Consider the following 14,232-nt stretch of genomic DNA (forward strand, 5'->3'; position numbering starts at 1 on the left):
GCCCACGGCGGGGTGTGGGCCCTTCAGCCCGGGCTCATTCCCCGCAGGTGGCCTTGTCGTCCGTGGGGTGCAGGGTGGCGATGCCGTAGGTCCCGTTGCGCGTGCCACACCACACGCGCCAGTTCGTCCCGCCCAGGTCCGGCGCCGAGTACACGCCGCCTTCCTTCTTGGCCCCGCCGCGCGCGCAGCACTTCGCGAAGGCCCGCGTGCCTATGGACAGGATGCCCACCGCGTCTGGCGAGCGCGAGAAGCCGCCGATGTGCTTCTTCCCGCAGGACCAGGGGGCCATGCCCTTGAAGCGGATGGTGTAGGCGTCGCCCTTCAAGGCCGCGTCGCCGCGCGCCGGGCCCTGGTAGCAGAGGCGGCCCTCCGCCTCGAGCTGGGCATAACGCGGCAGGAAGTGCAGGCCGCCAATGGGGCCCCGCTGCCAGTCGTCGCCGCAGAAGACGTGCGTGAAGGCGTTGCGAGGCCCGGTGCTGACCCAGAGGCCCGTGAGCCAGTCGATGTTGGCCTGCCGCGCGCCGGGCCGCCCCGCCACGGACAAGGCCCGCTGGAGGCGCGCGTCATCGTAGTGCCGGGAGAGGAAGCGCCGCACGTCGCCTTCGCTCACGCTCACGTCGGGACGCGCGGGGCACAACGCCAACACCTCGCGGTCCATGGCCGACAGGGGAGGCGGCTTCGCGAACAGCGGCGCGCTGTCACACGTCGTCGCGCAGCCGGTGGCCGGCGTCCAGCTCGCGGCCGTCGCGTCCGAGGGGCCCGCCTGCTCCTCGTCGGCGTCACCGTCGCTCCCCTCCGCCGTCCGAGCAGCCGCGCTGCCAGCGGGGCCCCTCAGCACCACCTGCTGGCCGCTGGACGTCGCCTGTCCCGCCCCGGCTGCGAGGCCCCGTGCCCGGGCCTGCTGCGCCGAGTGGGCCCGGTCCGCGGCCACCAGGGCCGCCGCGCTCGGGGCGGCGGGCGCGGTGGACTCCGGCGCGCCTTCACACAACACCCAGCCTTCGGCGGACGCGCCGCTCAGCTTGCACCAGGCGCGCTTGGGGCCGCCCTTCTTGAGCAGGGGGTAGGGCTTCCCAGCCTCCACCGTGAAGACGACGTGGCGGGACTCGGGCTGCTCGACGGCGTCCACCGCGACGTCGGACACGAAGACGCCGCGGCCCGCGAGGGCGGGCAGCGAGGCGCCCAGCAACAGGGCGAGACACGGGAGGGAGAGACGCATGGCGCACGGGAGTCTACAGCAGTCCCCACCATGCCCCTCGGAGGGAGGGGCAGGGGGCTCGTCCTGCGCCTGCGACGGCCGTCACCGGCCGGAGATTCAACCGAGCTTCACGCGGGCGACCTTCAGCTTGCCCACCTGCACCGTGTACTCGCCGGCGCCCAGCTCCGCCTTGGCGTCCTGCACCTTCTCGCCGTTGACGCGCACGCCGCCCTGCGCCATCAGCTTGCGGGCCTCGGTGGCGGACGTCACCAGCTTCGTCTCCGGCAGCAGCTTCGTCACCGGCAGCTTCTCCGCGCCCCCCAGGGACACCTCCACCAGGGGCAGCTCGTCCGTGGACAGCTCCTTCTTCGCGAAGCGCCTCTCGAAGTCCTCGGCGGCCTTCTTCCCGGCCTCCTCGCCCTGGAAGCGCGCCGTCATCTCCTGCGCGAAGCCGACCTTCACCGCCTTGGGGTGCAGCGCGCCGGACTCCACCTGGGCGCGCATCTCCGCCAGCTCCTTCCGCGGCTTCGCGGAGAGCAGCTCGCAGTACCGCCACATCAGGTCGTCGGTGATGCTCATCAACTTGCCGAAGATGGTGTCCGCCGGCTCGTCGATGCCCACGTAGTTGTCCAGGCTCTTGGACATCTTGTCGCCGACAATCTTCCCGTCGACCGCCTTCGCGTTGAGGCCCTCCAGGATGGGGCCCGTCATGATGACCTGGGGCGCCATGCCCTCTTCCTTCATCAACTGGCGGCCCACCAGCAGGTTGAAGAGCTGATCCGTCGCGCCCAGCTCCACGTCCGCCTTGAGCACCACCGAGTCGTAGCCCTGCAGGAGCGGGTAGAGGAACTCGTGGATGGAGATGGAGACCTCGCCGCGGAAGCGCTTCTTGAAGTCGTCGCGCTCCAGCATGCGCTGCACGGAGTAGCGCGAGGCCAGGCGAATCATCCCCTCCGTCCCCAGCGTGTCCAGCCAGCTGGAGTTGAAGCGCACCTGCGTCCTGGCCTCGTCCAGCACCTTGAACACCTGCTGCTTGTAGGTCTCCGCGTTGGCCTTCACCTCGTCGCGCGTGAGCGCCGGGCGCGTGGCGTTGCGGCCCGTCGGGTCGCCAATCAACCCCGTGAAGTCACCAATGAGGAACACCACCGAGTGGCCGAACTCCTGGAAGCGCCGCATGCGCGTGAGCAGCAGCGAGTGGCCCAGGTGCAGGTCCGGCCGGCTCGGGTCGAAGCCCGCCTTGATGACCAGCGGCTTGCCCGTGTCATACGAGTACCGGAGCTTCTTCTTCAGGTCCTCGGGCACGTGGAGGTCCACCGTGCCACGGGTCACTTCTTCGAACTGCTCCTCGGGGGTCGCCTTGCGCAGCGCGTCCGGATTCATGGCGCCGCAAGCTACCCGAAGTGCGCCAGCCGTGGACGCACTTCCTCCACCGGGCTTCAGGTGCCTGGCAGGTGCTCCCGGACGCGGTGGATGCTCCGCCCCCGGCCGGTGGCGTCGTCGATGTCCACCACCACGCCTTGCAGGTAGACGAGCCGCTCCGCCACCTCGTAGGGCGCCGGCTTGCCCAGAAAGCGCGTCAGCGACGACTCCTTCTTCATGCCGATGACGGAGTCCAGCGGCCCGCACATGCCCACGTCGGTGATGAAGGCCGTGCCGCCGGGGAGGATGCGCTCATCCGCCGTCTGCACGTGCGTGTGGGTCCCCACCACCACGGACACCCGCCCATCCAGGTGGACGCCCATGGCGTTCTTCTCACTGGAGGCCTCGCAGTGCATGTCCACCAGGATGCAGGGCGTCTGCTGGCGTAGCTCCTCCACCAGCCCTTCCACCACCTCGAAGGGGCTGGCCTCGGTGCGCATGAAGACGCGCCCCTCCAGGTTGATGACGCCCAGCGCGCGCCCATCCGGCAGCTTCACCACGGTGTGGCCCTTGCCCGGCGTGCCCTTGGGGTAGTTGGCCGGACGCAAGAGCAGGTCCGGATGCTCCTTCACCCAGGGGAGGATGGCCTTCTTGGAGTGGAAATGATTACCGCTCGTCAGCAGCTGGATGCCGCTGTCGAGCAGGTAGTGGGCCGTCTCTGAAGTGATGCCCGAGCCCTGGTCGCTGTTCTCCGCATTGGCGACCACCACGTCCACGCCGTGCTGCGCGCGGACCCTTGGAAGGAGCGTGCGGACCGCCTGGAGTCCCGGGCGGCCCACCACGTCTCCCATGAAGAGGACTTTCACGTATCGAGGAAGTCCCAGTCGCGGTACAGACCGCGCAGGGACTCAGACTCCGTTACGACCAGGTCCATGTCGACGTCATCCCCGGTCGTGGGCAGCACCGGGATGACCTGGTCATTGAAGGCCAGGCCCACCCGACGACTGCGCTGACTGGCCGCGCGGAGGGTGGCGTCGTAGTAACCGCCCCCGCGCCCCAGCCGCTTGCCTTCCCGGGTGAAGCCCAGGCCCGGCACCACGAAGAGGTCAATCTGGTCCACCGCGATGAGGTCCGCGGAGTTGGTGGGCTCTCGCACCCCCAAACGCCCCGGCTCCAGCTCGCTTTCCGACTTGATGGCACGGAACGAAAGAATCCGCCCGTGAACATGGGAGAGCGGGTAGCAGACAATCTTGCCGTCTTGCAACGCCGCAATCAGGATATCCCGGGTTGGCACTTCCCCCCGAATGGGGGCGTACAGCGCCACCGTGCGCGCCTTCTGATAATACGGCGCCGCCAGAAACCGAGACTGAACCTTGAGACCCCGTGTATCGATGAGATCCGGCGTCATCGCCTTCCGGCGCGCCGTGAGCTCTTCGCGTAGGGTCTGCTTCCTCGCCGCCGCCTCTTCCACCACCGTCTCGCTCACCGACGCCGCTCCACAGAAAAAGTCCCCCGCAGCATGGCCGTGTGCCCGGCGTCCATTGAACCCTCTAAAAGCCAGGTGGGGACCGAAGTCATGTCTCCGCAGGCTTCCCTCATCCCTCGTGAGAGGGGAGGGCTTGCACATGGAGACCGAAACGGACCCCGGAATGGACGTATCGGTTCGAATTTCTGCCGAGCATCACGCGCCCCGCAGGGGACAGCCCTTGAACAAAGCTACAGTGCTTGCAAATCCTCGAATCTACTGGGAATTCCCGCCAGAGTCTTTGGAAATGATAAGGACGGGAGGCGGCGGGGTCAAGGCATCCTCGCGCGTTTACAAGGCAGGCGCGGGGCCTCTATGATGGAAAGAGCCCGAATCCACCCACATATGCCGCCCTCGCTATTGAACAAGGGTCTTGCGACGGTTCTTTCCGTTGCCTCCGGCCTCGCGTGGGCGGGACCGCCCACGGTGTCGAACGCCTATCAAGGGGACTCCTATGGCGCGGTGTCCCTGCGCATGCAGGGAGACCGGCTGGTGGGGTTCGCGACTGGCGGACCCTGCGGCTTCGAACCCGATACGGAGGTGCTCTCTGGCGAGTTCCAGGACAACGTCCTGGTGGGCCAGGTGTTGCTCTGCCAGTTGGGTCCCCATTGTGAGCCGCGGGTGAACCAGCCCGCGCTGGTCGTGTTCAACCCGGAAGATGGGGTGATGACGGCCCTGTTCCGCCTGAAGGACGGGTGCCGCTCGCCGGTGTTGAAGAACGACTCCTTCCTTCTGCTGCGGCCGCTGTCCCGGGACGCGGACGCGGTGGCGCCGGCGCGCGCGGCTTCGGCGACCACGGCCGTGGCTGCCGCGGCGGACGGCGCGAATTCGTCCGCGGCGCAGGTGGCCGCGGGGCTGGGCCGGCAGGGCGAGGTGTCACCCTTGGAGGAGGGGCAGCGTCAACTGGCCGCGGGCAACGCGGGCGTGGCGCAGCGCCACTTCGAGCTGGCCCTGTCGCGCGACGCGCGCAACGCCTCCGCGGTGGTGGGCCTGGGGGCCAGCCAGCTGGCGCTCAATGACGTGGTCCGCGCGGTGAAGACGCTGGAGGCGGGCAAGGGGCTGGGGCGCGCGGACGTCCACCTGTGGCTGGCCTACGCGTACCTCCGGGAGGGCAACCGCGCGCGCTCGCGCGAGTCCCTGCGCAGGGCCTTCGACCTGGGCTGGGTGCCCGCGGGCCGCGCGTCGGAGACGGTCGCGGAGCAGGCGCTGCGCGAGGATATCAAGGACCTTGAAGTGCTCATGCAGCAGCAGCGGACCCGAAAGCGGATCCTCGGCCGCCCGCCGGCGGGGGCCGGAAACTCCGCGCCGTGAGCCAGCCGACTTCCCCGCAGAAGACCACGCGGGTCTTCGGCACCTATGAAGTCCTCTCCGTGCTGGGCAAGGGCGGGATGGCGGAGGTGTACCGGGCCCGGGTGCTGTCCGGTCCGCGTGAGGGCTGGACGGTGGCGCTCAAGCGCCTGCTACCCGCGCTGACGAGGGATCCGGAGTCCGTGGCGCTCTTCGCGCGCGAGGCGCAGCTGTCCAAGCAGCTCCACCACCCCAACATCGTCACGGTGCTGGATGCCGGCGAGCTGGAGGGCATCTACTTCATCGTGATGGAGCTGGTGGACGGCCGCGACCTGGGGCAGATCCTCCGCCGCTGCAAGGTGCGCGGGATTCCGCTGCCGCTCGACTTCGCGGTGTACCTGGGCAAGGTGCTGCTGGAGGCGCTCGCGTACGCGCACTCCGCCACGGGGCCCCAGGGCGAGCGGCTGGGCATCGTCCACTGCGACGTGTCGCCGTCCAACGTCTTCATCTCCCGCGTGGGCGAAATCAAGCTGGGCGACTTCGGCGTGTCGCGCGTGCTGGTGGACGGCAAGCTCCAGGGCGGTGACGTGCTGGGCAAGCCCTACTACCTGTCCCCCGAATCGCTGCTCGGCGAGGTCAGCCCGGAGGCCGACCTGTGGGCGGCCACGGTGGTGCTCTACGAACTGCTGACGCTGGAGCGCCCCTTCACGGGCCCGACGCCGGAGGCCGTGTTCAACGCCATCCGTGCCCGGCAGTACCGGCCCCTGCGCGAGCTGCGGCCCGACATCCCGGAGGCGCTGGAGGCCGTGGTGGCCCGGGCCTTCGCGGAGCGTCCCGAGGACCGCTTCCCGACGGCGGAGGAGTTCGCCCAGGCGCTGACGCCCCACTACGACGAGCGCGTGGGCACGCCGCTGGCCATCGCCGCCGTGGTGCGCGGCCTCTTCGGCGCCAGTGACGAGGTGCTCGCCACGCCGCCCCCCGGTGGGACGCCGCCGACGCCGGGCTCGCGCGCGGGGTAGGGGAGCGGGCACCCTGTTGTCCGCTCGACTGTCCCTGCCCGCCATCCAGGGTGATGACGACCTTTCCTTCCGCCGCGCGCGGTGTCGCGTGGGGGAGGAGTTCACATGGCCAACGAGCCCAAGCAGCCCAAGCCGGAGCAGTCCGCACCCGAGCCCGAGGAGCGCGCGCGTCCGCGGACCTCCAAGGCGGATGAGGCCCGGGAAGACGGGATGCCCGGTTACGGGCAGCCCGACGAGGACGTCCGCGAGCAGCCGCTCCCGGAGCAGTCCTGGTAGCGACGCGGGAGGTGAAGCGCTGGTCGCGCTTCGCACCTGTCCAACAGCGTGCATCTGGCGCGTGATCGGGCCTTGAAGTCCGACGCGGAGGCTTGGCCCCGCGCATCCGGATTGTTAGGTCTCGAAAATGGAGCGCGCTGAAAGTGTTCCTGCACGCGCTCATCCTGGCGGTTGAGCGTCGCGCGCCTTCCCTCACCCGCCAGTGCAAGTGATGGATCCTGAATGGATCACCGGACGTGGTCGCTCTTCGAGACGGGCATCCCGAGTTTCGACACCCTGCTGGGCGGAGGCATCCCCAGGCGACAATCCATCATCGTGGCCGGAGACCCGGGCAGCGGGAAGACGGTGCTGTGCAGTCAGTTGGCCTTCCTGGCCGCGGCGCGAGGCCTGCCCGTCGTGGTGGTCACCGTCACGTCCGAACCCCACGACAAGCTCGTGGGCGAGCTGAGCAGCTTCAGCTTCTTCAAGGAGGCGCTGCTGGACGAAAAGCTCTTCGTGATGAGTGCCTACTCGTCGCTCAAGCAGGGCGCGAAGGAGACGCGGGACCTCATCATCCAGACGGCGCGCAAGCGGGGCGCGAAGCTGCTCTTCATCGATGGCCTGCGCGCCATCCGGGACCTCTGGCAGGACGAGGCGCGCCTGCGCGAGTTCCTCTACGAGCTGGGCATTGGCCTGGCCGCGGCGGATTGCATCGGCCTCTTCACCACCGAGTATCCCCTGGAGAAGCTGCTGACGCTGCCCGAGGCCACCACGGTGGACGGCATCGTCTCTCTGTCGGTGGCGAAGCACGGCGCCCGTCGCATGCGCCGCGTGGAGGTCGTGAAGCTGCGCGGCCGGCCACACCTGATGGGCGAGCACCTGATGCGCATCGACGAGGAGGGGGTGTCCTTCATCCCGCGCCTGGAGGCCCTGGAGCCCACGGGCGTGGACGTGGCCCCGCCCCAGGAGCGCGCCAGCTTCGGGCTGCCGGAACTGGACGTCTTGATGGAGGGCGGTCTGCCCCGCACGAGCGCCACGTTGCTGGCCGGAAGCATGGGCATCGGGAAGACGCTGCTGGCCGCGCACTTCGCGGCGGAGGGCGCGCGCCGGGAAGAGCATTCTCTCTTCGTCTCCTTCCATGACTCCACGGCGTCGCTCGCCGCCCGGGCGCGGCGCATCCAACTGGACGTGGAGCGCTGCGTGAAGAGCGGCATGCTCAGCTACCTGTACATCCCTCCAATGGAGCTGGAGGCGGACCTCGTGGTGGACCGCATCCTCCAGGAGGTGGCGCGGCTGAGCGTGAAGCGGCTGGTCATCGACGGCCTCTCGACGCTGGAGCAGTCCATCATCGAACGGGAGCGCAGGCCGCTGTTCCTGGCCGCGCTCGCGGAGAAGCTGCGCCGGGCGGGGGTGACGACGCTGTACACGCGGGAAGTCTCCAAGGTGGCTGGCAATGAGCTCGACTTCAGCGATGCACCCGTCGCCACCCTCGGGGAGAACCTGCTCCTCCTGCGCTACGTGGAGCTGCGCGGGCGCATCCACCGCCTCCTCTCGGTGCTGAAGATGCGCGACAGCAAGTACGACAACGATTTGCGCGAGTTCCAGATCGCCGACTCCGGGATGAAGGTCCTGGACACGCTGCGCTCCGCGGAAGGGTTGCTGACCGGGCAGGCCCGGCCGCTCGGGACGAGCATCGGGGCCGTGGAATGAGCGGCGTCCTCATCGCGGAGGACGAGGAAGCGCTGCTCGAGGTCTTCGCCGAGGTCGTGGAGGCGCTCGGCTACCGCGCCATCCGGGCCCACAATGGAGAAGCCGCGCTCATGTTGGCGCGCACGGAGCCGCCGGCCCTGGTGGTCAGCGACCACATGATGCCTCACCGCACGGGCATGGAGCTGCTGCGCGCCATGCGGTCGGAGCCGAGCCTCGCGTCGGTTCCCTTCGTGCTGCTGAGCGCCGCGCGGCCCGTGGGCCGTGAGGAGGCGGACGTCTTCCTCGCCAAGCCGGTGGACCTGAACACGTTCGAGGAGACCGTCACCAACGCCCTTCGCGAGCGTCCGCCCGTGGCCGTGCCCACCCTCACCGAGCCGAAGGCCGCTTCGTACACGCGCAGGGGGCCCATCCTGGCCCGCGAGGAGGTGCTTAACTGGGTGGCTCACGAGCTGAAGACGCCGCTCTCCTCGGCCCGCCTCAACGCCCAGGTCCTGCTGCGCAAGGTGGAGAAGCGGGGCGCGGAGGACGAGGTCCGTTCGGCGGAAGCCGTCCTGCGGCAACTGGACCGGATGAACCACCTCATCTCCTCCATCCTGGACGCCTCGCGCCTGTCCGAAGGCAAGGTGGAGCTGCGGCCCCGGCAGGGCGACATCGCCGCCTTCCTCCGGGAGCTCATCCAGGAGTGGCGTGATTTGGAGCCGCAGGTGGACTTCGCGCTCCGGGGCGCCGAGGAGCCCGTGTTCCTTCCCTTCGACGGGGAGCGGGTGCGGCAGGTGCTCAACAACCTGCTCTCCAACGCGGTGAAGTACGGAGGGGAGATACGTCGGGTCGAGCTGGGCCTCGGTCTGCACCCCGGCCTGGCGGACATCCACGTCCGGGATTGGGGCATCGGCATCTCGGCGGGGGCGCTTCCCTCCGTCTTCGAGCGCTTCCAGCGGGCGGATGGCGAACCTGCCCAGGGCCATGGCCTGGGCCTCTACATCGCCTCGTCCCTGGCGAAGCTGCACGGGGGCTCGTTGTCGGTGAAGTCAGCGCTGGGCGAGGGGTCGACCTTCCACCTCCGGCTCCCCCTGAGCCGGCGTCCCGTGTCCTAGCCGGCCAGCGCGCGGACCTTCGGCACATGCCGGACGAGCGCGTCCACCACGCGCGTCACGTCCGACTCCGTCGTGCCGGGGCCCATGCTGAAGCGAAGGCTGCCACGGGCCTGCGCGGGCGACAGGCCCATGGCCCGCAGGACATGCGACGGCGTCAGCGTGCCGGAGGCGCAGGCGGCGCCGGACGACACGCAGATGCCCTCCAGGTCCAGGGCGATGAGCAGCGACTCACCCTCCACGTCGTCGAAGCGCAGGTTGCTGGTGTTGGGCACGCGCGGGGCCGCGCCGCCGTTGACGTACACCCCGGGCAGTCGCGCCGTCACCTCGCGCTCGAAGGCGTCGCGGAGCGCCGTCAGCCGCGCCGCTGTCTCCGGCAGCTCCGCGGCGGCCAGCTCCAGCGCGAGCGCCAGCGCCTCCGCATAGGGCACGTTCTGCGTCCCCCCGCGCCGGCCGCCTTCCTGGTGGCCCGGCGTGAGCGCGCGGACGTCCACGCGCTTGCGAACCAGCAGCACGCCCACGCCAGGAGGGCCGCCAAACTTGTGCGCGGACAGGGACAGCAGGTCCGCGTCCACCTCGCGCAGGGACAAGGGCACCTTGCCCGCGGCCTGCACCGCGTCCGTGTGGAACAGCACGCCGCGCCGCCGGCACGCGAGCGCGACTTCCCGCGCGGGTTGGAGCACACCCGTCTCGTTGTTGGCCCACATCAACGAGCACAAGGCGGTGTCCGGCGTCAGGGCCTCCAGCAGGTCGGCTTCGCGCACGCGCCCCTCCGGACCGGGCGCCACCCGCACGACGTGGGCGCCCTCCCGCTCCAACTGCGCCACCGCGCCCAGCAGGGCGGGGTGCTCCACCGCGGACGTCACCACCCGCCGCCGCTCGGGCTGGGGGCGCAGGTGCCAGGCGCCCACGAGCGCCAGCGCGTCCGCCTCACTGCCAGAGCCGGTGAAGCTGACTTCCTTCGGCTCGCAGCCGAGCACGCCGGCCACCTTCGCCCGCGCCGCGTCCAACCGGGCCCGGGCCGCGCGGCCCTCCTGGTGCACGCTGGACGCGTTGCCAAAGCCGCTCGACGCGAAGGCGCGCGACAGCAGCGCCGCCACCTCCGGGCGCACCGGCGCGGCCGCGTTGTAGTCCCAGTACGTCACGAGTCCTGCGCATACAGCAGCGACACGGGCCGCTCGTCGGCGACGCCGAACGCCTCCAGGAACTTGGCCACCAGCTCGCGCTTGAGCGCCTTGCGCTGCGCCAGCTTCCCGGACAGCGGCAGCCGCGCCCCGGCCATGCTGCCATGGCCGCCGGCGGAGCCGCCGTAGTCCTCGCAGATTTCACGGATGAGGCGCCCCGCGTTCATCCGCCGGTCCTTCACGCGCAAGCTGAGGAAGAGCTGGTTGCGGTACGAACCGAAGGCCAGCGACCACTTCATGCCTTCGAGGAACATCAGCCGCTCGGCCACCTCCGCCACCATGTCCGGGGAGTAGACCTCCTCCAGGTCGGTGACGATGGCCGTCCCGTACACCTTCGCCCGCTCGTAGGCCGTGTGGTAGAGCTGGAAGTAGCGCGCGGGCAGCTCCGGATGCTCAATCTGCGCCAGCAGCGTCTTGTCCATGCGCGGGAACAGCCACAGGTAGCTGTCCACGTCCGTGGGCGTCGTCTCCCGGCCCAAATCCCGCGTGTCCGCCTTGATGCCGTAGAACAGGCCGGTGGACACCTCCACGGAGGGCTCCAGCCGGGCCGCGCGCAGGTACTCCACCAGCATGGTGGACGTGGCGCCGAAGTCGCCGCCCACGTCCGCGAAGGGGGACTCCAGGCTCTCCTGACGCAGCGGGTGGTGGTCCACCACCACGTGCGCTTCCAGCCGCGCGGGCAGGGAGTGGTTGCCCACCTTGGGCTGCGTGTCCACCAGCCCGAAGAAGTCGTACTCGTCGAAGTCCAGCGTCGACACGTGCGAGACGGGCAGGCGCAGCACCTTCACGAAGGCGATGTTCTCCGCCCGGCCGATGATGCCCCCGTAGCCGACGTGGGCCTTCAGGCCCGCCTTGCGCTCGAGCAGGTGCGCCAGCGCCACCGCCGCCGCCAGCGAGTCCGGGTCCGGGTTGTCGTGGGTGAGGATGAGCGCCTTGTGGTGGCCCTGGGCCACTCGCAGGAGCCACTCCAGCTTGTCTCGGGCTGGCATATGGGCCAGCCGCGCTGGCGGGGGCTCCGTCAGCTCGCCTCCCGAGTTTCCGGTTCCGCGGCGGCTGTTGAGGGACTGTGTCACGGGCATGGGTATTCTTCTTACTTCCTCCCGTCCTGGGATTCGAGAATCCGGGGTCTGTTGCCAACACACCAATGGTGTCGACGGGCCCCGGACTCTTCACGGCGCGCGGGAGGCGCGTGAGCCTGCGCGCCCCCTCGCCGGGCCGCCGCGGGAGGTGGGCTAGCTGTTCAGCGCCTTGAACTTGCGCCCCAGGTCCCGGAAGTACTTCATCCCGTTGTCGAGCGAGTTCTCCATCGCGTCCATCAGCACCGTGCGGAAGCCCGCCACGGGTCCCCGGAAGGACTCGTAGTAGCGCTGCCGGTCGATGGAGTGGATGACGGCGGGCATGTAGCCGTTGCGCAGCAGGATGAGGTTGCTGCACATGCGCCCCACCTTCCCGCTGTGCTCGGTGAACGGGAAGATCTGCACGAACTTGTGCTGGACCGTGGCCGCCTGCTTGATGGGGTGGAACTCGCGGAACTCGGCGCTGGCCGTGTAGTCCACGAGCTTCTCCAACTCCGGCTGGATCTTCGCCGGCTGGGAGATGTCGTGGAAGTACGTGCGGTGCAGCGGCATGTCCTTGCGCAGCCCGGACCTGTCCCTCTCCTTGGCCAGCTCCTTCTCTGTGCGCTCGCGGCGCTCCATGCGCGCGCGCTCCGTCTGGGCCTCCGGCGTGTTGCCCAGGAAGAGGTCGTGTATTCGCTTGATGGTGGTCAGCGTGATTTGCGCCTGCTTCCTGGCGCCCGCTGCCTCCTCACGGAGGAAGTCACAGACGGCCTTGTGGTTCCGGATTTCGAGGACCACCGGAATCATGGAGGCCTCCGCGCTGGTTCGATGCGGGAACAGCGCGGCCATCAGCTCCTGATGGGTGTAGACGACTCCCTCCAGCGCGGCGTCGTGGTAGATCCACGACATCTCCATCTTGTCCAAGAACTCGCGCGCGTCAGGCTTGTCCTTGTAGATGTCGAGGTACCCACGCAGCGTTTCGTTCTTCTCGTCGATGTCCTGGTAGCGTTCCTTCACGGACTGCGGCTCCTTCTCGCTGCGGGTCCGCCGCGGGCGGTACTCGAAGCATGCGGCCGAGCGGTACAACGGCGCGTGGATTCTAGAAATTCCGCGCGGTTGTAACAACGAAATCATCACAGATTGACAAGGAACACCTCGCACGCCTGGTCGAGCAGGTCCTTGGAGAGCGCCGGAGGCATCTGCCGGTAGCGCGCCGCGTCCCGGATGAGGCTCACCAGGTCCCGAGGGTGGCACGAGCGAAGCTCCATGCTCCGGGGCTTGTAGTAGTGCTCGATGAGGTACGTGACGGCCTGGTCCACGTAGGGGATTCCCGCTGCCTCGCAGACGCGACTGAAGATTTCCCGGTAAGCCTCTTCGTCGGGGTTCCCGACCTCAATCTTGTACTTGATGCGGCGCAGGAAGGCCTCGTCCACCAGCTCCTTGGGGTCCAGGTTGGTGGAGAAGACGAGGAGCTGGTCGAAGGGGATTTCGAACTTCTTGCCGGTGTGGAGGGTGAGGTAGTCCACCCGCTTCTCCAGGGGGACAATCCACCGGTTGAGCAGGTCCGTGGGGTGGACCTTCTGGCGGCCGAAGTCGTCGATGAGGAGCATGCCGCCGTTGGCCTTCACCTGGAACGGGGCCTCGTAGTAGCGGGTGCTCTCCGAATAGATGAGGTCCAGCATCGCCAGCGTCAGCTCGCCGCCCACGACGACGGAGGGCCGGCGGCACACGAGCCACCGGTTGTCCATTTCGAACGTCTGCCTGCGGCCGGAGGCGTCCCCGCCGGCCTCCAGCGACACCGGCGTGTGGATGAGCCTGTCGTGGACCTGGATGATCTGATTCCCAATCTCCAGGCAGTGGGGGACGAAGACCTCGCCGCCGAACATGTTGGAGACGGCCTCCGCCAGGCTCGTCTTGCCGTTGCCGGGGGCGCCGTAGAGGAACAGCGAGCGGCCGGAGTTCACCGCCGGACCCAGCTTGTCCATCAGCTCCGCGGGGACGGTGAGGTGGCTGAGCGCCATCACCAGCTCCTCCTGGCTGACGACGGGCGTCTCCTCCGTCTGGCTGGTGATGAGCGCGTTGTACTGCTCAATCGGCACCGGCGCGGGGCCCACGTAGGTGGTGCGGGTGAGGGCGTCCCGCGCGTACTCGCGGCCCTTCTCCGACAGGATGAACTCCACCGACGCGCGGCCGAAGCCCTTGCCGCCGCGCAGGTCCACCAGCTTCTCCGTGGCGATGAAGTCCACCACGTGCTCGATGACGCCCGGCCACGGCAGGCGCATCTCTTCCGCGATGCCCATGCCCGTGCCCGTGCCCGAGTAATAGAGGTACTTCAGGGCGATGTCGGACAGGATGCCCATCTTGAGCCCCGTGTCCTCCACCGACTTCGGCTCCGGTGGAGCGATGTCGAGGATGGATGGGTTCTCAAGCTTGAACGGATTGTCGTCGTAGTCGTAGCCAGCGGGAGGAGCCATCAAGCCCCGTTCTAGCCCATTCAAGGGGCGCTCGGGCGCGGGACGTGGCGTCTTCCCTGGCTGCCAGCCCCCCTC

The 14,232-nt window shown here is 69.0% G+C and carries 13 protein-coding genes and 1 other RNA gene; 5 read left to right on the forward strand and 9 right to left on the reverse strand.

Annotated elements, in window-relative coordinates:
• Window positions 1–34: 34 nt before the first annotated feature.
• The 5 genes from KGD87_RS04005 to ssrS form a co-directional block, all read right to left on the reverse strand.
• Window positions 35–1,216 (reverse strand): hypothetical protein, encoded by a 1,182-nt coding sequence (locus tag KGD87_RS04005; protein WP_284666223.1) that lies wholly within the window; start codon window positions 1,214–1,216, stop codon window positions 35–37.
• A gap of 96 nt (window positions 1,217–1,312) precedes the next feature.
• On the reverse strand, window positions 1,313–2,575 hold the full coding sequence (gene tyrS / locus KGD87_RS04010) for a tyrosine--tRNA ligase (RefSeq protein ID WP_284666224.1): 1,263 nt from the start codon (window positions 2,573–2,575) through the stop codon (window positions 1,313–1,315).
• Between the two features lie 56 nt (window positions 2,576–2,631).
• Window positions 2,632–3,420 carry a TIGR00282 family metallophosphoesterase gene (locus KGD87_RS04015; protein WP_284666225.1) on the reverse strand — a complete coding sequence of 263 codons (789 nt, stop codon included), beginning with the start codon at window positions 3,418–3,420 and terminating at the stop codon, window positions 2,632–2,634.
• Window positions 3,417–4,040, reverse strand: coding sequence for a 5-formyltetrahydrofolate cyclo-ligase (locus KGD87_RS04020; RefSeq protein WP_141256820.1), 624 nt, complete (start codon window positions 4,038–4,040; stop codon window positions 3,417–3,419). Before KGD87_RS04020 ends, KGD87_RS04015 begins: the two co-directional genes overlap by 4 nt.
• Window positions 4,041–4,059: 19 nt before the next feature.
• Window positions 4,060–4,256: non-coding RNA, 6S RNA (gene ssrS, locus KGD87_RS37030), on the reverse strand.
• A 249-nt stretch (window positions 4,257–4,505) separates the two neighbouring features.
• On the opposite strand from ssrS, the gene KGD87_RS04025 reads away from it, so the two are divergent.
• From KGD87_RS04025 to KGD87_RS04045, 5 genes are all read left to right on the forward strand, one after another.
• On the forward strand, window positions 4,506–5,390 hold the full coding sequence (locus tag KGD87_RS04025) for a tetratricopeptide repeat protein (protein ID WP_284666226.1): 885 nt from the start codon (window positions 4,506–4,508) through the stop codon (window positions 5,388–5,390).
• Entirely contained in the window at window positions 5,387–6,385 is a 999-nt protein-coding gene (locus KGD87_RS04030) for a serine/threonine-protein kinase (protein WP_284666227.1), read from the forward strand. Before KGD87_RS04025 ends, KGD87_RS04030 begins: the two co-directional genes overlap by 4 nt.
• A gap of 105 nt (window positions 6,386–6,490) precedes the next feature.
• A complete protein-coding gene (locus tag KGD87_RS04035) occupies window positions 6,491–6,661 on the forward strand; it encodes a hypothetical protein (protein ID WP_284666228.1) in 171 nt (56 codons plus the stop codon).
• A gap of 222 nt (window positions 6,662–6,883) precedes the next feature.
• Window positions 6,884–8,350 (forward strand): ATPase domain-containing protein, encoded by a 1,467-nt coding sequence (locus tag KGD87_RS04040; RefSeq protein WP_284666229.1) that lies wholly within the window; start codon window positions 6,884–6,886, stop codon window positions 8,348–8,350.
• Window positions 8,347–9,444 (forward strand): ATP-binding response regulator, encoded by a 1,098-nt coding sequence (locus KGD87_RS04045; protein WP_284666230.1) that lies wholly within the window; start codon window positions 8,347–8,349, stop codon window positions 9,442–9,444. The genes KGD87_RS04040 and KGD87_RS04045 overlap by 4 nt, the downstream gene beginning before the upstream one ends.
• Here KGD87_RS04045 and KGD87_RS04050 read toward each other — a convergent pair.
• The 4 genes from KGD87_RS04050 to KGD87_RS04065 all read right to left on the reverse strand — a co-directional run bounded on the left by KGD87_RS04050 (window position 9,441) and on the right by KGD87_RS04065 (window position 14,157).
• Window positions 9,441–10,586 (reverse strand): cysteine desulfurase family protein, encoded by a 1,146-nt coding sequence (locus KGD87_RS04050; protein WP_284666231.1) that lies wholly within the window; start codon window positions 10,584–10,586, stop codon window positions 9,441–9,443. The two genes, KGD87_RS04045 and KGD87_RS04050, sit on opposite strands and share 4 nt — an antisense overlap.
• On the reverse strand, window positions 10,583–11,704 hold the full coding sequence (locus KGD87_RS04055; RefSeq protein WP_284666232.1) for a DHH family phosphoesterase: 1,122 nt from the start codon (window positions 11,702–11,704) through the stop codon (window positions 10,583–10,585). Before KGD87_RS04055 ends, KGD87_RS04050 begins: the two co-directional genes overlap by 4 nt.
• A 153-nt stretch (window positions 11,705–11,857) precedes the next feature.
• On the reverse strand, window positions 11,858–12,700 hold the full coding sequence (locus tag KGD87_RS04060) for a Fic family protein (protein ID WP_240358231.1): 843 nt from the start codon (window positions 12,698–12,700) through the stop codon (window positions 11,858–11,860).
• 116 nt (window positions 12,701–12,816) lie between these two features.
• A complete protein-coding gene (locus tag KGD87_RS04065; protein WP_284666233.1) occupies window positions 12,817–14,157 on the reverse strand; it encodes a DUF8689 domain-containing protein in 1,341 nt (446 codons plus the stop codon).
• Between the last annotated feature and the right edge of the window lie 75 nt (window positions 14,158–14,232).

Source organism: Myxococcus sp. SDU36 (genome assembly GCF_030168875.1).
In the GTDB taxonomy this organism is placed as follows: Bacteria; Myxococcota; Myxococcia; order Myxococcales; family Myxococcaceae; genus Myxococcus; species Myxococcus vastator.